General features: G+C 63.2%; 17 protein-coding genes and 1 tRNA gene. 6 read left to right on the forward strand and 12 right to left on the reverse strand.

Going from position 1 to position 22,211, the window contains the following annotated elements; genetic code table 11:
- Window positions 1-106: 106 nt before the first annotated feature.
- The 3 genes from NO362_RS14660 to NO362_RS11010 all read right to left on the reverse strand — a co-directional run bounded on the left by NO362_RS14660 (window position 107) and on the right by NO362_RS11010 (window position 5,191).
- Window positions 107-196, reverse strand: a complete 90-nt coding sequence (locus NO362_RS14660; RefSeq protein ID WP_439331172.1) for an HVO_2523 family zinc finger protein — start codon at window positions 194-196, stop codon at window positions 107-109.
- Window positions 197-487: 291 nt separating this feature from the next.
- Window positions 488-1,759, reverse strand: a complete 1,272-nt coding sequence (locus NO362_RS11005) for an RNA-guided endonuclease InsQ/TnpB family protein (RefSeq protein ID WP_256545286.1) — start codon at window positions 1,757-1,759, stop codon at window positions 488-490.
- Between the two features lie 273 nt (window positions 1,760-2,032).
- The gene (locus NO362_RS11010) at window positions 2,033-5,191 is read right to left on the reverse strand and encodes an adenosylcobalamin-dependent ribonucleoside-diphosphate reductase (protein ID WP_256545287.1); all 3,159 of its coding nucleotides are present in this window, start codon (window positions 5,189-5,191) and stop codon (window positions 2,033-2,035) included.
- Window positions 5,192-5,692: 501 nt separating this feature from the next.
- On the opposite strand from NO362_RS11010, the gene NO362_RS11015 reads away from it, so the two are divergent.
- A complete protein-coding gene (locus NO362_RS11015; protein WP_256545288.1) occupies window positions 5,693-5,905 on the forward strand; it encodes a DUF8029 family protein in 213 nt (70 codons plus the stop codon).
- A 38-nt stretch (window positions 5,906-5,943) separates the two neighbouring features.
- On the opposite strand, the gene trpG is transcribed toward NO362_RS11015, so the two are convergent.
- The 4 genes from trpG to trpD are packed head-to-tail and all read right to left on the reverse strand — an operon-like array spanning window position 5,944 to window position 10,082.
- Window positions 5,944-6,636: an anthranilate synthase component II gene (gene trpG, locus NO362_RS11020; protein WP_256545289.1), complete on the reverse strand. Its 693-nt coding sequence runs from the start codon at window positions 6,634-6,636 to the stop codon at window positions 5,944-5,946.
- Window positions 6,633-8,375, reverse strand: coding sequence for an anthranilate synthase component I (trpE, locus tag NO362_RS11025; protein ID WP_256545290.1), 1,743 nt, complete (start codon window positions 8,373-8,375; stop codon window positions 6,633-6,635). The genes trpG and trpE overlap by 4 nt, the downstream gene beginning before the upstream one ends.
- Window positions 8,372-9,055: a phosphoribosylanthranilate isomerase gene (locus NO362_RS11030; protein ID WP_256545291.1), complete on the reverse strand. Its 684-nt coding sequence runs from the start codon at window positions 9,053-9,055 to the stop codon at window positions 8,372-8,374. Before NO362_RS11030 ends, trpE begins: the two co-directional genes overlap by 4 nt.
- Window positions 9,056-9,059: 4 nt before the next feature.
- A complete protein-coding gene (gene trpD / locus NO362_RS11035; protein ID WP_256545292.1) occupies window positions 9,060-10,082 on the reverse strand; it encodes an anthranilate phosphoribosyltransferase in 1,023 nt (340 codons plus the stop codon).
- 267 nt (window positions 10,083-10,349) lie between these two features.
- On the opposite strand from trpD, the gene NO362_RS11040 reads away from it, so the two are divergent.
- Window positions 10,350-10,424: transfer RNA gene (locus NO362_RS11040), tRNA-Val, on the forward strand.
- Between the two features lie 300 nt (window positions 10,425-10,724).
- Complete coding sequence (locus NO362_RS11045) at window positions 10,725-11,033, forward strand: hypothetical protein (RefSeq protein WP_256545293.1); 309 nt, start codon at window positions 10,725-10,727, stop codon at window positions 11,031-11,033.
- A 60-nt stretch (window positions 11,034-11,093) separates the two neighbouring features.
- On the opposite strand, the gene NO362_RS11050 is transcribed toward NO362_RS11045, so the two are convergent.
- Window positions 11,094-12,983, reverse strand: coding sequence for a S8 family peptidase (locus NO362_RS11050; protein ID WP_256545294.1), 1,890 nt, complete (start codon window positions 12,981-12,983; stop codon window positions 11,094-11,096).
- A gap of 545 nt (window positions 12,984-13,528) precedes the next feature.
- Here NO362_RS11050 and NO362_RS11055 point away from each other — a divergent pair.
- Both NO362_RS11055 and NO362_RS11060 read left to right on the forward strand, forming a co-directional pair.
- Window positions 13,529-14,317: an SDR family NAD(P)-dependent oxidoreductase gene (locus tag NO362_RS11055; protein WP_256545295.1), complete on the forward strand. Its 789-nt coding sequence runs from the start codon at window positions 13,529-13,531 to the stop codon at window positions 14,315-14,317.
- 318 nt (window positions 14,318-14,635) lie between these two features.
- On the forward strand, window positions 14,636-14,950 hold the full coding sequence (locus NO362_RS11060) for a DUF7344 domain-containing protein (protein WP_256545296.1): 315 nt from the start codon (window positions 14,636-14,638) through the stop codon (window positions 14,948-14,950).
- Window positions 14,951-15,217: 267 nt separating this feature from the next.
- Here the strand turns inward: NO362_RS11060 and NO362_RS11065 are convergent, their stop codons facing one another.
- The 3 genes from NO362_RS11065 to NO362_RS11075 all read right to left on the reverse strand — a co-directional run bounded on the left by NO362_RS11065 (window position 15,218) and on the right by NO362_RS11075 (window position 19,578).
- On the reverse strand, window positions 15,218-16,714 hold the full coding sequence (locus NO362_RS11065; protein ID WP_256545297.1) for a TrkH family potassium uptake protein: 1,497 nt from the start codon (window positions 16,712-16,714) through the stop codon (window positions 15,218-15,220).
- Window positions 16,711-18,048, reverse strand: a complete 1,338-nt coding sequence (gene trkA, locus NO362_RS11070; protein ID WP_256545298.1) for a Trk system potassium transporter TrkA — start codon at window positions 18,046-18,048, stop codon at window positions 16,711-16,713. The genes NO362_RS11065 and trkA overlap by 4 nt, the downstream gene beginning before the upstream one ends.
- Window positions 18,049-18,369: 321 nt before the next feature.
- Window positions 18,370-19,578 carry a GAF domain-containing sensor histidine kinase gene (locus NO362_RS11075; protein ID WP_256545299.1) on the reverse strand — a complete coding sequence of 403 codons (1,209 nt, stop codon included), beginning with the start codon at window positions 19,576-19,578 and terminating at the stop codon, window positions 18,370-18,372.
- Window positions 19,579-19,753: 175 nt separating this feature from the next.
- Between NO362_RS11075 and NO362_RS11080 the strand changes: the two genes are divergently transcribed.
- On the forward strand, window positions 19,754-19,963 hold the full coding sequence (locus tag NO362_RS11080; RefSeq protein ID WP_121569245.1) for a TOBE domain-containing protein: 210 nt from the start codon (window positions 19,754-19,756) through the stop codon (window positions 19,961-19,963).
- Window positions 19,964-19,981: 18 nt separating this feature from the next.
- Here the strand turns inward: NO362_RS11080 and NO362_RS11085 are convergent, their stop codons facing one another.
- Window positions 19,982-22,147, reverse strand: a complete 2,166-nt coding sequence (locus NO362_RS11085) for a PAS domain-containing protein (RefSeq protein ID WP_256545301.1) — start codon at window positions 22,145-22,147, stop codon at window positions 19,982-19,984.
- Window positions 22,148-22,211: the final 64 nt, after the last annotated feature.

Consider the following 22,211-nt stretch of genomic DNA (forward strand, 5'->3'; position numbering starts at 1 on the left):
ATATAACGCTTCGTGCCGATTTGAAACCAAATCGAACTCGAAGCAAAAAAAACGGCCAATAGACTCATATACCCGTTTTCGACGGTTCCGAAATCACGGTATCAGATTACCAGAATGTATCGCTACAGTCGTAGACGACTCCGTGCTCCGGACAGACGTACTTGCAGTGGCGATGTGCCATCGGTCGCTCGCAGATCGGACAGGGGCGACCTGGCGGCGTTTCGACGCCGTCCGCGGGGGCGTCCTCGACGGGCGCGTCGCTCTGTCCGCTGGCCGAAGTCGGTTCGTTCGCGTCGCTCACGTCACAGTCGGGGGTCGCAGTCGACAAGAAGATTCGCGTTGTCGCACGTCGCGCCGGCGCGGAACCCGAGCGCGAAAGAGGCTGCGGTCAGCCGACCGAATCAATCAGCCGACTGGTTCATACTGCCGAATACGTCCGTAAATTACCTCGGGGTCAAGCCCCGAGGCTTTCGCGTGGACTCCCGTTCTAACTGCTGAGAGCAGTAGGTGAATATTCGCCGTTCACGTTCAGCGTCCCGCGATTCAAGCGCACATCTACGGGTGCGCCTCCGTCGTTTGCGTTTTGCCGACGACGGAGATACTGCAAACCGATGTTCTTCGAAGCGTTGTAGTCAGCGTGGTTCTCGTACCCGCACTTCTGACAACAGAACGCTTCACCAGACCGATTGTCGCTGTGGGTAAACCCACACGTCGAACACCGCTTGGAAGTGTTCCGAGGGTCAACCTGCACGACCTCCACGCCGTACTCCTCGGCCTTGTACTCAACGTACTCGTAGAGGCGTCGAAAGGCCCAGACGTGTTGCCACGTCGCCTTCAAGATGTTCTCCCGAATATGGGTCAAGTCCTCGAACACGATGTGTGAGCAGTCGTGTTCGACGGCCTCCTCGATGAGTTCGTTTGCCACCGAGTGTAGGAATATCTCGAAACGCCCCGTCTCTTTGCGACCCACTGATTCGATGTTCTCGTGAGCGTGGCGAGAGCCACACTGTTGAAGCGACCCACGACGTTTCTCGTACTCTCGACGCCAGTGGTTAAACTCGTCTGCCGACCAGAGCCGCCCGGTCGAAGCGACGGCGATGTTGTTGACGCCCAAATCCACACCAAGGACTGTTCTGTGCTTGGACTCGGATTCAGGTTCGTCGTCTGCTTCGACCTTTCTCATCGAGGCGTGCAAGTACCAGTCTCCGTCGCGGTGCTGCAAGTGCGCCATCCTGAACTCAAAGTCCTCGTCGGAGACGTACTTCCTCGGGGGGTTCTCCGAGTTGTCGGGGAGGATGTAGTCGCACTCAACGCGCCCGTCTACGGTGGAGAGGGATACGTGGTCGCGGTGGAACGTCGCACTGCGCTTGTCGTACACCGCGCTGTCCGCTGAGAAGTGGGGTCGTGACGTGGTCTCTCCACGCTTGAGGCGTTCGACTCCACTTTTGACTGCTTCAACAGCCCGACGAATGCCTTTCTGGACGAGGTTGGCGGTGAGGTCGGTTTCGTCGCGGAGTTGGTCGTACAGAGCGCGTTCGGCTTTGGCTTTGGATGTGACGTGGTATCCGTCGTCGTCACCAGATACGCGAGATGTTTCTGGTTGGCAGCCAGATTCCTCTGGAATCTGGCGACGCCCGTGCCAGCACCACTCGCTTGCGGTGTTGGCGCAGTGTTTGAACTGCTCGACAGTCTCGCGGAGGAGCAGGTCGGCTCCTTCAGGAATGTCGAGTTTGATGACGGCGGTGCGACGGTATTCCACTGTGTTTCACATATTTGGCTGTGGTTATTTATTAGTTGGAAGTCGGCCTGCCTTTGTAGCGTGGTTTGTGTCCTCGGTTGTCGGCTTCCTCCCCGCGGTCAAGCCTCGGGGCATCCGCCTTGATTTTTTCTGTGAAGCAGTGCGGCACCCCAGGGGTGCCGAGCATCTTCTCGTAGCTATAGTAGCGTTTACAACTGATTGCGCACCCGATCACACGCTGTCGGGCGATCAGGCGCGTGAAGACTTGCAAACGCTACTATATGTCCGACCGTATCAGCACTCCGACCAGCCGCAGGCCTCGCAGGTCTTGCAGCCTTCGGAGTAGTACAGCGACATACTGCCACACTCGGGGCACTCGGGGCTCTCGCCGGCCGCGAGCAGGTCGTCGGTCGCATCAGAGTCGCCAGCGGGTCCGGAGCCGCCCGCGAGGTCCACGCTGTCGCCGACGTCGACGTCCTCGACGTCCACTGCCGCGCCGCCGTCGGTCTCACGACCCGGCGAGACGCTCGCGTTTTCGGTCTGCTCTGAGACCTCTGTCAGGTTCTGCTGCTGGGGGTAGCCCTTGTCGATCTCGCCGTCGAGGTAGCGTCGCATCGCCGTGCCGATCGCGTCCGGGATGGAGTTGATCTGTTCGCCTTTGTCCCAGGCGACCTTCGGGCTGCGGATGCCCTGCAGTTCGCTCGCGATCTCGCTCGGGTCGACGCCCGAACGCAGCGCCGTCGAGACGGTCTTCGCGAGCGCCTCGGTGAAGGAGGCGGTGAAGCCGCCGGAGTTGCCGATGTTCGCGAAGAGCTCGAAGGGCTTGCCCTGGTCGTCCTCGTTGATGTTGACGTAGAGCTTTCCGTAGCCCGTGTCGATGCGCTGGGTGACGCCGTGGAGGACGTCGGGGCGCGGGCGCTTCTTGCCGAGGTCGGTCTCGCCGTCGGCGGCCGACAGCAGCCGTTCGACCTCCCGGTCGAGCGCCGCCTGGACCTCGTCGTTCTCGAGGAAGCCGTCGATGCCGCCGAAGACGTCTTCGATCTGCTCGACGAGCGTCTCCGCGGCCTCGCTCTCGTCGGCGAAGTCAGTGTTCTGCGCGCGCGTGGTGAGGACTTGCTTCGAGCGCGTGCCGTCGCGGTAGACGGTCACGCCCTTCCCGCCGTTGCGGTAGATGTAGCGGTAGACCTCGTCCATATCCTCTTTGCTGGCGGAGTTCGGGAAGTTACAGGTCTTCGAGATGGCGGAGTCGACGCCTTCCTGGGTCGCACACTGCACGGCGGCGTGCTGCTTGCCAGAGAGGTCGCCGGTGACGACGAACAGTTCCGAAATCGCGTCCGGAACCGTCGACAGCGAGGAGACGCCGTCGAACTCGTTTTCGGCCATCTGGGTCTGGGCCTCCTGCTTGACGGCGTCGACGTCGATGTCGTTGGCCTCCAGCGTCCGGAGGAAGTAGTCGTCGAACTCGACGAGCATCTCGTCGCCCTGCACGTCGTCGGAGACGTTCTTGTAGTAGGCGACGTTGTAGATCGGCTCGATCCCGCCCGTCGTGTTGCCGACCATCGAGGTGGTGCCGGTCGGGGCCACCGTGGTCGTGTTGTGGTTCCGGATCGGGAAGCCGTCTTCCCACTCGTCGGCGTCGAGGCCGACGTAGTGCTCGAACCAGTCGCGATACTCGGTCGGGTCGGCGTACTTCGAGTCCTCCCAGTCGGCGAAGGTGCCGCGGTCCTTCGCGAGTTCGTGGCTGGTCCACTTGGACTCGTGGTTGATGTGGGTCATCAGTTGGCGAGCGACCTCGTTGCCCGCCTCGGTGCCGTACTGGATGCCGAGCTGAATGTACAGCTGTGCCAGCCCCATCACGCCGAGCCCGATCTTCCGCATATCCCGGACCTTCTCTTCGATCTCCGGAACGGGGAAGTCCGACATCGTGACGACGTTCTCTAGGAAGTGCGTCCCGCGGTCGATGCGGTAGTCGAACTCCTCCCAGTCGATGGCGGTTTCGAGGAACGCGTCGACGGCGTCTTCGAACTCGTCGTACTCGTCGCCGTGGGCATCGTACCAGGCGCGCCAGTCGGGGGCGTCGAAGTCGACGAGCGTCGAGAGATTGATGTGGCCGAGGTTACAGGCCTCGTACTCCTCCAGCGGCTGCTCGCCGCAGGGGTTCGTCGCCAGGATGCGGTGGTCCGGGTGCTCCTCGACGTCGAACGAGTGGAGTTTGTTCACGCGTTCGAGGTAGATGACGCCCGGCTCGCCGTTCTCGTGGGCGCCGTCGACGATGTGGTCCCACAGTTTCTCTGCGGGCACGGAGAGCTCCTCGCCGACCTCTACGTGCTCGCCCAGGCCGAACATATCGTACAGTTCCTTCGTCTCGGCCGTGGCGATGTGCGGTTCACCCGTCCGCGGGTTGGTGAACGTGAACTCCTCGCCCTCGAACAGCGCGTCCATGAAGTCGTCGGTGATGCCGACGGAGATGTTGAAGTTCGAGAGGTGGCCCTCGACTGCGTTCCGGAGGTGCTTCGGGACGCGTCCCTCCTCGTCGATGAGTTCGCGCGCTTCGTCGAGCGCGTCGGCGAAGGAGTTGTGGGTGAAGTCGTCGGGGTCGTTCAGTCGCAGCGTGTGCGCCAGCGAGACGTCCTTGTTCTTCGCGTGAATGAACTGGATGACGTCGGGGTGGCTGACCCGCATAACGCCCATCTGCGCGCCGCGTCGCGCGCCGCCCTGCGCGATCGTCTCACAGAGCTGGTCGTACGTCCGCATAAACGTGATCGGGCCGGAGGCGATGCCGCCGGTCGAGCCGACCGGGTCGCCGTAGGGGCGGAGCCGCCAGAAGGCATAGCCCATCCCGCCGCCGCTCTGGAAGACCTGCGCGGCCTCTTTGGCTGTCTGATGGATGTCGTCGATGTCGTCGTCGGGAGAGTCGACGAAACACGCCGAGAGCTGCTGGAGTTCGTCGCCGGCGTTCATCAGCGTCGGCGAGTTCGGCATGAAGGAGAGATCTTCCATCAGTTCTTCGAACTCCTCGCGCTTCGTCTCGACGGCCGCCTTGATCTCCTCGGGGAGTTCGGGGACGACAGTGTCGTAGGCGAACTTGTTGGCGTTGTAGACCGACAGCGACGTCTCGGCGTCGGAGTCGGCGTCGACGCCCTTGCCGAACACTTCCGCGGCGAGTTCGTCGCGGCGCGGGTGGTCGGGCTTCAACTGGTCGGGCGTGACCGTAACGTCGACGTCGCGGCGCTCGGCCTCGAAGACGGCCTCCGCGAGCGCGACGTTCTTCGCGACGCGCGGGAAGAGATCTTCTTGGGACTCGATAGGGTCGCCGTTGGCGTCCTTGCGGAGGTAGCGCGCCGGCAGAATGTTGTGGTAAGCGTTGGCAGTGAGCCGCTCTTCGAGCGAGTCGCCGTCGGTACGCTTGACGGGCAGTTCGAGCTCGCCTGCGTTCACGGACTGGTCGCTCATCTACTGTACCTCCTGCCCTGTGCGGTTGCACCGGGCGATCTCGAATCGGGTGACTGACTCAGTTCTGGGCATTTGTAACGATGACTTGTGAGTGTGGCAGGTCGGTTAAGGCTTCGGTATCCGGACTCTACCGTGATAAATATCATATTTTATACCTACACCCTGACCGGCTGCGCCACGCGTTCGACGTGACGAGGAATCGTATGCGCGGAGGGGGTATGAAGGTTAGCAGACCGAAGTGGAAGTGAAAATACGAATCTGCGAGTCGAGCGCTGTCAGTCGATTATCCAGCGGAACCGAGGGGGCGTCGCACGCCCTGAGCCCGCCCCCGTGGGGGACGGCCGACTGCGAGCCCCCAACCGACTGAATCTCGTATAAATGCTTCTTAGCGTCGAGTGTATCAGACTCCGTACCAATTCGCCACAGTCCGGACGGTATCGTCAGCTTCAACCGTCGCACTCCCCCACAGACTTATTCCCCCGTCTGGTGATACGATGGGGTATGGTGTTCACACCCGCGTCGATCGCTCCCCTCCAACTCGGTGGCCTGCTGGCGCAACCGCTCGGTCAGGCGCTCGCCGTCGTCGTCGCGATCGCAGTCGTGATCATTGTCGGCCGCATCGCGCTGAAGATCGCGTGGCGACTCGTCACGATCGCCGCGCTAGTCGTGGGAGCGCTGCTGGTGCTCTCTTTCTTCGGCATCAACGTCCTGTAGTTCTGCCGCGACGCCCGCTCGCTGTCTGTGGCCCCCGATCAGACCGTCGGGGCCTCGTCGGCCTGCCGGGGGAAGACGCACTCGTCTAAGAAGTTCCGCACGACGTCGTGACCGACTCCCGTGAGGACCGATTCGGGGTGGAACTGCACCGCCTCGATGGGGTACTCGCGGTGGCGGACGCCCATCACGAGGTCCGTCGTGGTGGTCTCGCCGTCAGCATCGTCGTCCGCATTATCGTCTGTACCGCTGTCCGTGATCTCGTGCGCTGTCGTCGCGGACACCTCGAACTCCTCGGGGACGGTCGTCGCCACCAGCGAGTGGTAGCGGCCGGCCTGGAAGCCCTGTGCGAGCCCCGCGAAGACGCCGCGACCGTCGTGGTCGACCGGGTAGGCCTTCCCGTGAATCGGCTCGGGCGCGTGACCGATCTCGCCGCCGTAGGCGTGGACGGCCGCTTCGAGACCGAGACAGACGCCGAGCGTCGGGATCGTCTGCGAGAGCGACGTCAGGACCTCGGTGGTGACGCCCACGTCGCGCTCGTTCTTCGGGTGTCCCGGCCCGGGACTGATGACGATCGCGTCGGGATCGAGCCCGCGGAGGTCGTCGATATCGGCGGTGTTCTTGCGGACGATCACGTCGACGGGTTCGCCGTCGACCCGCTGTTCGGAGAAGTACTCCACGAGATTGTACGTGAACGAATCGAAGTTGTCGACGACGAGCAGTCGAAGCGTCATCGCTGCACCTCCTCTCCTGGGGCGGCCGCTCCGGCGGCAGAGCCTGACGCCGAGTCGGTCTCGATTCGCTCGACCGCCGAGAGGACGCCGCTCATCTTCTGTTCTGTCTCCTCGTACTCGGCCTCCGGGTCGCTGTCGGCGACGATACCCGCGCCCGCGCGGACGGAGATGACGTCTTCGTCGCCCTCGCGGTCGACGGTCGCCGTCCGAATGACGATCGCGAAGTCGGCGTCGCCGGACCACGAGTAGTAGCCGACGCCGCCGCCGTAGACGCCTCTGGGTTCCAGTTCGAGGTCGTCGACGATCTCCATCGCGCGGACCTTCGGCGCGCCGGTCAGCGTCCCCGCCGGGAATGTCGCCCGCGTGGCGTCGAAGGCATCGGCCCCGCTCGGGTACTCGCTGTTTCGACTGTCCGTCCCCGCGAGCGTCCCCGTCACAGTCGATTCGATGTGCTGGACGTGGCTGTACTTCAGCACGTTCATAAACTCCTCGACGCGGACGCTGCCGGGTTCGGCGACGCGGCGCACGTCGTTCCGCGCGAGGTCGACGAGCATCGTGTGCTCGGAGCGTTCTTTCCCGTCGGCGAGCATCTCGCCGGCGAGTCGTCGGTCCTCGACAGGACTCGTTCCGCGCGGGCACGTGCCCGCGATGGGATTCGAGACGACACGATCCCCCCGGACGGAGACCAGCGTCTCGGGGCTCGCGCCGACGATGTGGCGGTCGTCGTGACGGAGCAGATACATATACGGCGAGGGGTTGATCTCCCGGAGTGCCTCGTAGAGGCCGACCGGGTCGACCTCGCCGCGGAGTTCGCGGGTTCGTGAGATGACTCCCTGGTAGATGTCGCCGTCGAGGACGTGTTCTTTGGTATCGCGGACGGCCGCCTCGTATTCGGCTTTCGGCCCGGCAGATCCGCCGGTCCGGACGAAGCCGCCGGTCTCGGGCTGGCTGGCGTCAGCGAGCGTCGCCGCGACGTCTTCCGCCTCGGCGACGATGTCGTCGTAGACCGCTTCCGGGTCCTCGTCGGGCGCGACGATCGGCGTGAGGACGAGCGAGACGGACGACTCTGCGTGATCGAACGAGAGGGTCTTCGAGGTGAGGACGAACTGCGCGTCCGGCGTGTCGGTCTCGGGGCGCTCGACGCCGACCTCCGAGAGCCAGAGGTCGTAGACGGCCTCGTACGCCAGAAAGCCGACGAGGCCGCCGCGGAGTTGTTGGCGTTCCTCGTCGGGGAAGCCGACGCGCGGCAGATCCGGGAACGACGCCCGAAGGCGGTCGAGCACGTCCATCTCTTCGCTCCCCGCTTCGGCGTCGTCGGCGTCGAATCCGCCAGCCTCGACGTACTGCGCCGCGCGTCCGCCCAGCCGTTCGATCTCGGTCCCGTCCGGGTCGACGGTGATGACGGCGTCGGGGTCGTAGCCGACGAACGAGAACCGGGCGTGGCGATCCGTCGTGGCGTGATCCGGCGCGAACGCGCCCGCCGGATCGCTCGACGGCGTCTTCTCGGCACTCTCTAGGAGGAATCCGTACTCGCTTCGGTCGGCGAGCGTCGCGTACGCGGTCAGCGGTGTCACGTTCGGCATCTCGGCAGTCACGTGGGCGACGACGGGACGCGTCTCGCCGTCGTCGGTCTCGGATTCCGTTGCGGCCGCGACGTCCGCGACGAAGGACTCGCGGGACTGCGAGAGCGTTACGCTCGCGTCGTTTCGCGACTGGCCGTCCGTTCGGGTGTCGCTCACGACGACACCCCCTCTGCCTGCACCCGCTCGCCGTCGTCGGGGTGCGTCGCGGCGTCGGTCGCGCTCGCGACGAACGAGCGGACGGCGTCGTGGTCTTTACTCCCGCCGACGCGCTCGACGCCGCTTGCGACATCGACCGCGTACGGCTGAACGGTCTCGACCGCCTCGGCGACGTTCTCGGGCGTCAGGCCGCCCGCGAGGATCACCGGCGCGTCGAGCGTCGCGGCGACGTCGGCGGTCGCGACCCAGTCGTGGGTCTCGCCGGTCCCGCCGGCGCCGTCGTCGTCGATCGAGTCGACGAGCACCGCGTCGACGGCCGGCGCGACCGCCCGCGCCCGATCCGGGTCCTCGGCGTCGACGACGGCGACCACGTCAGACGAGATGGCCTCGCGGATCGCCCGCAGATCGTCGGCGTCGAACCCGCCGTGAAGTTGGAGGACGTCGGGAGCGACGCGCGTCGCCGTCTCGATCGCGCCGTCGACGGTCTCCGGCATCGTGACGAGCGTCGTCGTGAGAAACGGCGGTGCGGCCGCGAAGAGCGCTTCGGCGTCGCCGAGCGACACCTCTCGTGGAGTCTCGACGGGCACGTCGGCGATTGCGCCGACGGCGTCCGCGCCCGCTCGCTCGACGGAGCGGAGGTCGGTCTCGCTCGTGATCCCGCAGATTTTCACCCGGACCATCTACTCAGCGCTCCACCGCGGCGTCGATCGGCTCACAGAGCGTCTCGAAGGTCGAGGTCGCGTCACCCTCGTCGATCGCGTTCGCCGCCGCTTCAACGCCGTCTTCGATGCTGTCGGCGAGTCCGGCGACGTAGATCGCCGCACCGGCGTTCGCGAGGATGATGTCACGCTTCGGGCCGGTGACGTCACCAGTCACGATGCCGCGAAGGTCCGCAGCGTTCTCCTCGGGTGTGCCCCCGGCGACGGCCTCGATCGGGGCGGATTCGAGGCCGATGGATTCGGGCGTGAGCGTGTACTCCTCGATCTGGTCGCCGTCGACCTCCGCAACGACCGTCTCGTCGTGCAGCGCGATCTCGTCCATTCCGGAACCGTGGACGACGAGCGCCCTGTCGACCGACAGATGTGAGAGCGCCCGCGCGAGCACGGGGACGAGGTCAGGGTCGTAGACGCCGACGACCTGGGCGTCTGCCCCGGCGGGGTTCGTCAGCGGTCCGAGGACGTTGAATATCGTCCGCATCCCGAGTTCCTTGCGCGGGCCGATGACCGCTTTCATCGCCGGGTGGAACACCGGTGCGAGCATAAAGCCGATTCCGTCGCGCTCGATTGCCGACTCGACGGCCGGCGGTTCGGCCTCGACGTCGGCACCGGCGACCTCTAAGACGTCTGCGCTCCCCGACGAGGAGGAGACGGAGTAGTTGCCGTGCTTTGCGACGGCCGCGCCAGCACCCGCAGCGACGATTGCGCTGGTCGTCGAGACGTTGATCGTGTCGTAGTCGTCGCCGCCGGTCCCGCACGTGTCGACGAGTGGGCCACGATCCGGGTCGATCGTCCGGGCCGCATCGCGCATCCCCTCTGCGAAGCCGGCGATCTCGGTCTCTGTTTCGCCTTTCCCTCTGAGCGCCGCCAGCAACGCCCCGATCTGGGCCTCCGTGGCGTCTTCGAAGACTGCCCGTGCCGCCTCACGAGCCTCGTTCTGTGTCAGGTCGTCGCCCTCGGTCGCGCGTTCGATGTAGGTTTGGAGTGTCATCGTGGTCACCGATGTACGAGATCGTGTTGTAGTGAACAACTTCGTTCATCGGTATAAGACTGTCGGAGCACTCGGTCAGTCACCGATCGCGGCTATCGCCTATGGGCCGCCAGCAGTCGTGCTTCCGACGGTAACCGAGCCGTGGTGGCGTGTCAACGCTGAAACCGAACGACTGCGTCTGGCATCCCCGAAACGAAACCTTCAATTATGTCCCCGGGAAACGACGTAATGCGTTCAGACGAGCGCGGTAGAACGCGAAAGCCAGGCGGGTTGGTGGTCTAGTCTGGTTATGACACCTCCTTGACATGGAGGAGGCCGGCAGTTCAAATCTGCCCCAACCCACTCGTTCTTAAGTAGAATCAACACACGGAGCCACTTCTTTATAACAACCCATCTCGAAGGGGGGTGAGTCCGTTGAGCAGCGACGCTGATTCGTCAGAACCAGCAGATACAGGGTCATTAAGGCCGGCTTGCGGCTTCTGTGGCGGCCGCTTCGAAGAGGGCAATGAGTGCCCTGCACGTAATAAAGGGAGGTGTCGGCCGTGACGCCGCTGGACTTCGCAGCAAAACGCGACAGTGGCTCGGCCAGCTGGACGCGAGCCGACCCTGAAGCGGCACTGATCGAGCGGCCCTCTGGGACACGTGGCTCGTTACGCTCCCAGACAGCGACGACGTTCACGAAGTCTCACTGCATCGCGACCACGGCGTACTCAGCGCGAGTGTAAGGTCTGCGAGACGGGCGAACAGTGCCCGGCGCGGAAGTACCGCGACGCCGACGAACTGTGCGCACATCTCTGCACGATCCGCAAAGCACTCGTCCTCAACGACAAAGCCGACGACGGCACGACGATCGAGGTCTTCGATCGCGACGACGTCGAGGCTGCGGCGGCCGACGCCCACATTGCAATCAACATCACTGTCGGTGGGATCACCCCTCCTGAAGTGGAGTGAAAAATGGTGTTTCGTTTCAGACGCTCGCTGTTATAACCGGTCAAGACTGTCGACGGGCATTTAGCGGTACGATTCTGGAGTAAAGGTCTGGATCAACGCCGGCGACGGTGACGAAGTTGGCGCCTCTGTTTCCGTGTTCGTCTCTGTCGGCGTCACGGTTGTTTCAGTCGGTGAGGACGGCGATTCCGTCGGCGTCACGGTTGTTTCAGTTGGCGAGGACGGCGATTCCGTCGGCGTCACGGTTGTTTCAGTTGGCGAGGATGGCGATTCCGTCGGCGTCGAGGGGGTGGGCGTATCCGGTGGGGGCGCCAGGGTGCCTGTGAACTCGGCGAAAGATATCTCGTAGTTCCCGGTGCCGTGGTAGGCCACGACGGTCGCCAACAAAGGCAAGGAGTTGTCTGGATTGTCCACTACGATGCGTTCCTGGCTGTCGAGAGTGACCGAGGACCGATCGGCGTTCCCCGGGAACGGGCACAACTCGCGGGCGAGGTTTATGTAGAGGTCGAAGTCCGTTCCGGGGTCCCCATCGAGGTCAACGACCACCCGACACGGTGAGTCCGTGAGCCAGGTGTGGCGCCAGCACTGTGCTTGCTGGTCGACAAGACTCCCTTCCCCGGAAGTCGACCCAGCGAGCGTACACCCGACCTCACCAGGCTCTTGGCCCACGGCTTGCGCTGCGTCGACACGCCCGGCGCCTTGGAACTCCGTCGGGGCACCGGTGTCCGTCGCGGTCGCCCGAAGGTGTTCTCGAAGCGTTTCCGCCGAGATGTCGTACTGGGCCTTGGTCAGTGCGGCGACCCCGGCGACGAATGGCGAGGCCATCGATGTGCCAGAGAGTTCCCCGTAGAAACCGCTCTCGGTGGGCACGGTCGAGAGGACGCCGGCCCCAGGTGCCGAAATCGATACCCGGTCCCCGTGGCTGGAGAACCACGCCAGGCGCCCCGTCTCGTCCAGCGCCGACACCGCCAGAGTCTCCTGGTGAGCCGCCGGGTATCCCACCCCCTCGCGGCCCTCGTTCCCGGCGGCGGCGACGACGAGGGAGTCCCTTGCCCGGTAGGCGTAGGCGACGGCGTTCTTCACGGTCCGCGAACGGCCGATACTGCCCAGCGAGAGATTGATCACGTCCGCGTCCTGGTCTGCGGCCCAGACGATGCCGTCAGCGATATCCGCAAACGTCCCGCGGCCGTCGTCTCCGAGCACGCGGGCACCGATCAGCGTCGCGGTCGTAGCGCCCGCCACGCCCACGGCGTTGTTGATGCCTGCTGCCGCGATACCGGCGACATGGGTGCCGTGAACGTCAAACTCCGGCACGTTTGGGGAGGGGTCGGCGTCGTCGTCGACGAAGTCTCGTCCCGGTTCATCCGCGAAGTTGGCCGCAAGGTCCTCGTGATCGTGCTGGATGCCGGAGTCAACGATGGCCACCGTGACATCCGAGCTCCCGAGCGTAGTGTCCCAGGCCTCGGGCGCGTTGATCATCTGAGGGCCGTACTGGTCGGCGAACAGGGGATCGTCGGGTACGAGATACGCCTCCATCACACCATTCCGTTCGACGTACTTCACCCGCGAATCCTCCTGGACCGTTCGTATGAACTGATTTTCGTCTCGCCGCGGCGTGTCGTCGCCGAACTCGACCGTCACATAGTGAATTGTCTCGTTGAAGTTGACGACTCTCGCCGTCGGCGGGAGCAGGTCGGCGACGACCTCGTCCGGGCGGTCGATAGCCCCCGTAACCCCCACGAGGACCTGTCGCGGTCGATCTACCGGCGGACCTGCGGTACCTCCATCAGGTCCGTCCGGCGGCGGCGAGTCGGTAGGTGTCTCTGTCTGAGCCTGTGTCACCAGGACACCGGACGCACCGAGGAGGCCGGTCCCCCCGATAGCCGCGAGCGCTTGGCGGCGAGTCAGCCACGCCCCACCAGCACCGTCGGAGTCCGAGCCGGGATTGGTCATCGAAAGCACTCCTGCACCAGCCCCACCGGTCCGAGGGAACTGTTAGCCTCCGTGGTCGAGGCCAGTGCGTGCGGGATGGCTCTCGTTCCCGTAATAGTATGGCCTCCTGTACGTGTCGTTCGGCGGCCTCTGTGAATCAAGCCCTGCATAGCTTCCAGAAAAAAGTAGCATCAGAGTATAGTTATTGAGTGTACCAACAGTGTTCGAATTATCATAAATACTGGAAATTCAAACACTATTTTCGGTATGGTGATGTTATCTGAGACCGTAACGGGGACTGGCAATGTGAAATAGGCCAAACCAATTTAGAGCGTTTGCACGTCTTCACTCACCGAATCGTACGCAGTCGTGCGATTGGCTGCGTAATCAGTTGCAAACGCTACTATAGAGCTATACCGTTCTTTCTTCGGATACGCCGAAGTGTTCCGAGTTCAGCACTCACAGACGGACTCGGCCTTTCGAATACGTAGCTGGCCGCATTCCGGCTTGAAAAGAAGTGCATCGCTTGGCACGAACCTTTTAGGACTGGTATCCGAGCGTCAGATATGGACATCGACCTCGGATTAGAAGGCAACGTAGCGCTGGTCACCGGGAGTGCGACCGGCCTCGGGCACGCCTGTGCGGAAGCGTTCTCGCGCCAGGGGGCGAAGGTCGCCCTCGCCGCGCCGAATCTGGACGACCTCGCGTACGCCAGCGACAGGCTCCACGCTCTCGGCGAGGGCGAGATTTTCGGTCTCGAACTCGACGTGCGCGACCCTGACCATCTGGGGGCACTCGTCGAGGAGACCGTCGACCAGTATGGTGGCATCGACCACCTCGTGACGGGACCGCGGCCACTCGAACCCGAGCGGTTTCTCGACGTCTCCAACGAGGACTGGTTCCGCGGGTTCGACCGGCTGTTTATGAGCGTCGTCTGGGCCATCCGTGAGTCTGCCGCGCACCTCGAAGCCTCCGATCAGGGGACGGTCGTCAACGTTGCCAATCCCGCCATTCCGGCACTCGCCGAGGAACTGTCGGTGGCGACCGCATACGGGCGCGCAGTCCAGGGACTCGTCGAGAGCCAGGCCACGGCGTTCGCGCCCGACATCCGCGTGAACGCAGTCGTACCGGGCCCCCACGAGACCGCAGACTTAGAGGAGTTGCTCGCCCGACGGGTCGATGCCGGCGAGTTCGCCGACCTCACGTCGGCGTGGGACGCTGTGCTCGCGGACTGTCCCTACGAGTCGCCGGGGCAGCCGCTCGACCTGGGGAAGGTGGTCACCTTCCTGTCCAGCCAGCACGCGAGTTTCGTCAACGGGGCGACCGTCCCGGTCGACGGTGGGTCCGGACTCTGATACTGTCGGACAGCAGTTCGTGAACCATATTGGCCCCGGCAGGGTGCCGATACGCTTCACATCGTTCTGTCCGACAGTATCAGTACAGGGAGTCTTCCCTTCGAAAAGAAGGAGCTGAATTCAACTAAAGTGGCTCTCCCCTACCCTTATCCGTCTGCTGTCCCTCCTAGCAAGCACAGCAACCGATAGTACACAGTGTGCGTCTGCTCTTCCACGCAGTAGACGGACCGTTGACGGCGTTCTGCCGTCCATTCCTGTGGGTCGCCACAGGTTCGCATACTTAATTCATACGTGTGTTGTAACCAGGGAGTCATAACAATGGAAGACCAACACTCACGGCAGACCGTCCAGACAAACGAGCTACTCACTATTTGTGCTTCTCAGCACTGTCGCCCTCTCCTCTCGTATTTCCGAAACTCATCGTCAGACACCGCAGCACTCTCTAACGTTATAGATGAGATTGCACAGCAGGCCCACGGAGGAAGACACGAGGTTTCCATACAGTTACACCACTCACTATTTCCCCAACTGGCAGAAATCGGTTATCTTGACTACGACAAGAGTAGTGACGTCGTTCGATATCACGGCCATCCAGAACTGGAAGCAATAGCGGTGGCTATTGCAAACCGATAACCCGACCTCCTCCTGTTTTGAGGGGCATCTGACGGTCAGTTCGAACGCTTGTTCTGACAGGTGATTCAGTTTCGCAGTGGTGAAAGATAGTCCCCGCGAGGTGCTCTACGATCCTCCTAAGCCGTGAGTACGGCACACAACCATTCCAGCAGAGTCCGAGCTAGAGTAGCGCTTGCAACTGGTTGCGCACCCGATCACACGACAGTGCCTGATTGGATGAGTGAAGACGTGCAAATGCTACTATAGAGCCGCCTGCCGCCGCCACCCTCACGATCGCCAGTACGACGGCGTCAGGAGCACCAGTACCGGGATGATCTCGATTCGTCCAATCCACATCAGGAACGTCATCAGGAGTTTCGTCGAGTCCGGAAACGGCTCGTAACTTTCGAGCGGCCCAGCGATCCCGAAGGCTGGCCCGACGTTGAAAAACGTGGCCGCGGCCGCGCTCATCGCCTCGAACTCGGAGACGTTCAACTGTACTCGCGAGGCGTCCACGACGACGATAATCGTGGCGACGATGAAGAACACGAGGCTGACGAGGGTGTACGCGTAGATGTCTCGGATCGTCCCCTCGTCGACGACGTTTCCACTGAGGCGAACCGGCCGGATCGCGTTCGGATTCGAGGCCGTGAACAGATCCCGGCGAAACGCCTTCACGACGACCAGCCAGCGAAGCGTCTTGATCGAGCAGGTCGTACTGCCGGCCATCCCGCCGATAAACATCCCGACGAACAGGAGATGCTTTGCTCCCGACGACCAGAGATTGAAGTCCGTACTCGCATAGCCAGTCGTCGTCACGATCGAGACGACCTGGAACAGAGAGTGCCGAGCGATTGCCTCGACACTCGTGTACGGCGAGCCGTCGATGGACAGCACAGTCCCGACACCGAGCGCGAGCAGCGCCAAGATCCCAACGTAGAACCGAAATTCGTCGCTTCGTCTGAGCCGCTCGTAGTCCCCCCTGAGGACGAAGTAAATCAACATAAAGCTCGTCGCACCGGTCGCCATAAACGGGATGATCGCCCACTGGACGGCGGGCGAGAATGCAGCGAGGCTCTCCCCGCGTGGTGAAAAACCGCTCGTCGAAATCGTCGTGAAGGCGTGCGCCACGGCATCATACAGCGTCATATTCGGAGCGTATCCCAGCAGATGGAGCCCATAGAGGACTGCTACTTGAAGACTAGTCAGTCCGAGGTAGATTTTCCAAAGCAGGGTGGCCGTCTCTGAAATCCGGGGCGTGAGCTTGTTGACGTCCTGTGTCTGCGTTTCGGTCTCCATAAGCTGTGCCCCACCGACAGAGAGCTGAGAAAGCACTGCCGTCGCCAACACGAGAATCCCGAGTCCGCCGATCCATTGGAGGACGGCCCGCCACAGCAGTATCGCTCGCGTGTGGCGGTCGAAATCGACGATGACCGTCGCTCCCGTCGTCGTGATGCCGCTCATACTCTCGAAGAGCGCGTCCACGGGCGCTGCAATCACACCAGAATCGGCGAGGACGAATGGAACTGCGCCGACCAGTGCAATGCTCAACCACGTCAGCGAAACCATCAGAAACGCCTCTCGCGTCTGGAGCTCCCGGTCTTCGGTCAGTTGTTCGAGTCCGACGCCAACGACTACGGTGCCGACCATCGGCAGGGCGAACGGCAGTAGCGCCGTGCCGTCGTAGAGGGCGAGTCCGAGCGGGAAGACGAGCGGGACCCACAACCATTTGAGAATGGTCCCGACCAGTCGGCAGCTGACGCGCCAGTTGACTCGGGTCCTCATATCGCGTTCATCACAGCAGTGAGCGTGTCTGCAGACACGAAAAGAACCACGTGATCTCCGGTCTCGATCACCGTATCCCCGCGGGGGACGACGAGGTCGTGGTCGCGGGCGATTGCCCCGATAACGACCCCCTCGGGGAGCGCACGAACGCTCTCGCGGATCGGCCGTCCAGCGAGGGCGCTTTCGGTGTCTACTTCGATCTCTAGCACCTCAGCCTGACGGTCCTCTATGAGCGAGAGGTTCTCTATTTGTCCTTCCCGGGTGAATCGGACGATCTCCTCCGCCGTGGCCTTGCGTGGGTTGATCGCGGCGTCGATGCCGACCGCCTCGAAGAGACTCGCGTAATCGCCCTGCTCGACCACGGCGACTGTTCGTCGAGCGCCGATGTTCTTCGCGAGCAGCGAGACGAGGAGATTCTTCTCGTCGCTGTCGGTCACCGCAATGACGGCATCTGCTCGGTCGACGCGCTCGCCAGTGAGGAACTCCACGTTCGTCGCGTCGTGTTCCAATACGATCGTCTTCGGCAGGCCCTCCGCGAGTTGACGACCCCGCTCTGAATCCTGCTCGATCAGGCGCGGTTCGATCCCTCGCTCCTCCAGGAGTTTGGCTGTGTGATATCCGATGTTGCTTCCGCCGACGATGACAATGTCACGGGCGTCGTCAGGCGTTGCCGTCGGTGCGACGGTTCTGGAAAACGCGTGGACGCTCGCCAGGCTACCGATGACGATGACTCTGTTTCCGGCCTCGATCCGCGTTTTCCCCCGAGCGATCACGACTTCGCCACCCTGCACCAACGCAGCGAACGTCAGCGCCTCGAATTGGTCCGCCTCTTCGACAGTGCGGCCGGCAATGTTGCTGTCCTCGGCGACCTCGAATTCGGCCATCTGGACGAGCCCACCCGCGAACAACTCGACGTCGACCGCGGCCGGAACTCCCACCACACGCACGATGTCGTTCGCCGTCAACAGGTCCGTCGACACCATAAAGTCGACCCCGAATGCGCCGTCCGACTGCGCCCACGTGTCGAGAAAGTTCGCACTTCGTACACGAGCGATGGTGAAGACGTCGCTTGCGGTCTTCGCCGTCCCGCAGGTGACGAGGTTCGTCTCGTCGACGTCTGTGCTGGCAATGAGCATCTCCGACTCACGGAGACCAGCGTCTTCGAGTGTCTCCAACGAGGTCCCGTCACCCTCTATCGCCAGGATGTCACTCGTGTACGTGAGTTCCTCCACCTTTTCGGGGTCGACGTCGATGACGATGACGTCGTGGTCCCCGGCGAGGCTGGCCGCGATGTTGGAGCCGACTTCACCGGCTCCGACGATGATGACCCGCATCTGATCTCCCTCGAGGTAGCTATCGTTGCGTTTACCTCCGCACGCACCCGAATGCACGCAGTCGTGCGATCGGCCGCGCACTTCGTTGCAAACGCTACTGTAGGAGTAACTATCAACGGTGCAATACAAAAAGACACTCCCAGTCAGACACAGGCGAGACGGAGCGCGTTCGCAACGCACCCCGCGACAGTTACCGGGGCCTCGCTCCCGGCCGAGCGTCTGAATCGAAGACCGGCACCTCATACTGTCGGACAGAACGATGTGAAGCGTATCGGCACCCCGCCGGGGCCAACACGATTCACGGACTGCTGTCCGACAGTATCAGTCCGAGGCCCTTCCGCAACCGACGCCGGTGATTTCAAACCGGGCGCCGCCGTCGGCACTTTCGCGGACCCGGATCGACCAGCCGTGCGCCTCGACGATGGTCCGGACGATCGCCAGTCCGAGTCCGGTCCCGCCAGTCGTGTATCCCCGGTCGAACACGGACTCGCGCGCATCCTCCGGAATCCCGGGGCCGTCGTCTGCGACGTAGAACCCCTCCGCGCACGGTCCGACCCGGACGCGGACGTCGTCGCCGCCGTGTTCGACCGCGTTGCGAAAGAGGTTCCCGAAGGCTTCGCGAAGCCGGTCTGGGTCGCCGTCGACGGTGCCGAGTCCGTCTTCGATCCGTAGTTCGGCCGCTCGGGTGTCGATCGTATCCCACGCGCTCTCGACGACCGATTCGAGCCGGACAGGGCGGGGGTCGCTGATGTCTTGTCCCTGTGTGGCTAGCATCAGCACCTGCTCGATGAGGTCCTCCATCCGGTCGGCCGCGCGGGCCGCTCGGTCGACGTGCGGCGAGTCCAGGTCCCTTTGTGCGAGGCGCAGGGACCCGGTCACGACGTTGAGTGGGTTCCGGAGATCGTGGGAGATGACGCCCGCGAACGTCTCCAGCCGCTCGTTCTGGGCTTCGAGCGTCTGCTCGCGCCGCACGCGACCCAGCGAGTGCGTGATCATATCGGCGACCGTCCGCAGAAGGTTCACCTCCGTGTCGTCCCACTGGCGGTGGGGCTCGACGACGTCGAATCCGACGAACCCTTCGAGCGACCAGTTGTCGACCATCGGCAGAAAAACGGCCGACGCGACGCCCTCGCTCGACAGCAACTCGCAGAGGTGAGTGCCCCGTGGGAGCTCGCTCGTCCGAACGACCGTGTTGTCGAAGCGGTCGAGCCGACGGTGCAGCCACTCGAACTCCTCGAGGTCGAGCCGCTGGGCGCTCCACGGAACGACGCCCTCGTCGGCCCACTCGGTCGTCCTCTCGAAGCCGCCGTTCTGAGCCTGGAAGACGTAGCCACGGTCGGCACCGATGTGTCTCCCGACGCTTTCGAGCCCCCATCGCAGTTTCGTCTCCAACTCGTCGGGCTCGGCGCTCATCAGACTCGTCGAGATGTCGAGGATGAGGTCGTAGAGTTCGATCTGGTGGGATGCGTCGGTCTCCCGGGAAAAATCGAACTCCGATCGACCGTCGGCTTCTTCGCCGAGCCCGTCCATACCCCCGTTTTCGCCGATTCGCGTTGTATCTTTTGCGCTCCAAATATCAGCGGTGAGTCTCGCTCGAGGGCGAGCGCGGGCGGAGAGAAAAACTGTAACGGCCGCCGCGATGCGACACGTCGGAGTCGCAAGCGCCGCCAGCAGCTATTTAATTTCAGAACACCAACACTTGTGTATGGGACTCAGTGCCCGCAACGATCTGGCTGGAACCGTGACCGCGATCAAGAAAGACGAGATCACGGCGGAGGTGGTGGTCGAACTCGGCGACGGTCAGACAGTCACCTCGACGATCACGCGCGGGTCCGCAGACCGGTTGGACCTCGCGGAAGGCGACGAGGTGTCGGCCGTGATCAAAGCGAGCGAAGTGATGATCGCCAAAGAGTGACGCCGCGCGACTGCGCGATTAGCCCACTTTCGGAAGTTCGACCACAAAGACGGCTCCGTCCGCGTCGTCGCCGGCGTCTCCTGCTGTCTTGTCTTCGATGGCGACATCGCCGCCGTACATTTCGACCAGCGTCTTGACGAGATACAGTCCCATTCCGGTCCCTTCGCTTTCGAGTCCTTTCTCGCCACGTCCGAAGATCGTGTCTTTCTGACTGTCGGGCACGCCCGGCCCGTTGTCGGCGATTCGGACGGCGACGGTCTCCTCGCGCTCTGACGTCGACACGTCCACTTTGGGGATCTCCGTGTCGTTGTGCTGGACGGCGTTCGTCAACAGGTTCCGGAAGACCGAGCCCAGCATCTCGTTTGCCCACACCGCCACCGAGGGAACCGTCCCCGAGACGGTGATCACCGCCTCCGAGTACGTCGAACGAACGTCGTCGAGTTCGGTTTCGAGCGCGTTTGCGAGGTCGACCTGCTGGCGCTCCTCGTCGGTCGTGAGCATCACGTCTGCGATGCTCCGCGCGGTTCGTGTCAGTTCTACCGCGTGCATCGCTCCCTCCTGAATCGTCTCGATGTGCTCTCGGCCCTCGTCGTCGACGTGGTCGGTGAGGAAGTCGGCGTACGCCGTGACTAACTGCAGGTCGTTTCGGATGTCGTGGCGGAGCATCTGGTTCAGCACGTCGAGGTTGTCCCGCTGTTCTTTGAGCCGCTGTTGGAACCGTTTGCGCTCGGTGATGTCCTGCACGACGCCGTCGATGACTGTCTCACCGCCGACCTCTCTGGCGATCGCGGTGACCGCCCCCCAGATCGTCTCGCCCGCGAGGGTTTCCAGTTCGAACTCCTCGTCCTGGACGAATCCCTGATCGAGCAGGCGATCGGCGAACTCGCTGTACTCGCTCGGGTCGACGTAGAGATCGCGCACGTGTTGCTCGCGCAGGTGAGCTTTCGAGTCGGCGTCGAAAATGTCGACCATCGCGTCGTTCAGGAGCGTGAACTCGTCGTCGGGGCCGGGTGTGTGCTGATAGACGCCGACCGGGAGGTTCGTGACGAGTCGTTCGTAGCGTTCGAGCGCCTGCTCGCGTTCCTTGCGCTCGGCAATGTCTTGAACCACCTTGTGGACGTGTTCGTTGCCCGCCGCGTCTTCCGACAGCGACGCCGTGACGATCACGTCCTTCGTCGCGCCGTCGAGCGTTTCGAGTTGCACCTCGCGTCTGACCTGGTCACCGTCGGTGTTCCGTAGCGCCTCCATCAAGTCACTGCGCGCTGTAGGGTCCACGTAGAACTCCGCCACGCGCCGCCCGCGGAGTTGGTCGGCCGAGGTGGCCTCTAAGAGCGACACGAGCGCGGGGTTGACGTACTCGAACGTGCCGTCCGGCGTCGGATCGGTTCGGAAGACGCCGCTGGGGACGGTCTTCAGCATATTGTGGGAGAGTTCGAGCTTCTGTCTGTACTGTTCGCGTTCGGTGACGTCGTACTGGAAGCCGACGTAGTTGGCGAGCGCGCCCGCGTCGTCGTACAGCGGGGCGACCGTGATCCGGTTGTAGAACTCGGAGCCGTCTTTGCGGTAGTTGCAGAGTTCGACTGTGACGGGCTCCTCGGCGTCGATCGCCTCGCGCATCGCCGCGACAGCGTCCGGATCGGTCTTCTCGCCCTGCAGGAATCGGCAGTTGCGGCCGACAATTTCTTCGGTGGCGTAGCCGGTGAGGTCCTGAAATGTCTCGTTCGCGTAGATCAGCGGGTTGTCTTCCTGGTCGGGATCGCTGATCGTGATCCCGATCGGAGCTTCGTCGACGACCTTCGATTTTCGTTCGAGTTCGGGTTCGTGGGTGACGGATGAAACTCTTCTCACCCGAGCGAGTACGAACTCACCCGCGTCGTCGCCGTCGTCCATCTCTACAGTCGACGTACGCAGTTCGACGGGGGCCACGTCGCCGACGCCGGTCGTCAGTCGAACGACGAGGGTATCAGCGCCAGTGTTGTCGCCTGCGAGAGCCGAGGCGACGTCTCGGTCGGACGACGTGAGCGTCGAAAACGCCCGACCGACGAGGTCGTCTCGTTGCCGGCCCACGACATCGCAGAACTGTTGGTTGCACTCGCGAATGACGCCCGCCGGCGAGTCGAGAAGCACGAGGCCGTCCGGGTCGGCCTCGAAGAGGGAGTGATATGCTGACGCTGAAAGAGGCATACCGAGGGTAATCCCACCGTACTCATAAATCAGTTCGGAGCGACGGCGCCGAGTCACAACGCTC

It is taken from the genome of Halobellus inordinatus, assembly GCF_024498335.1.
Taxonomy (GTDB): domain Archaea; phylum Halobacteriota; class Halobacteria; order Halobacteriales; family Haloferacaceae; genus Haloquadratum; species Haloquadratum inordinatus.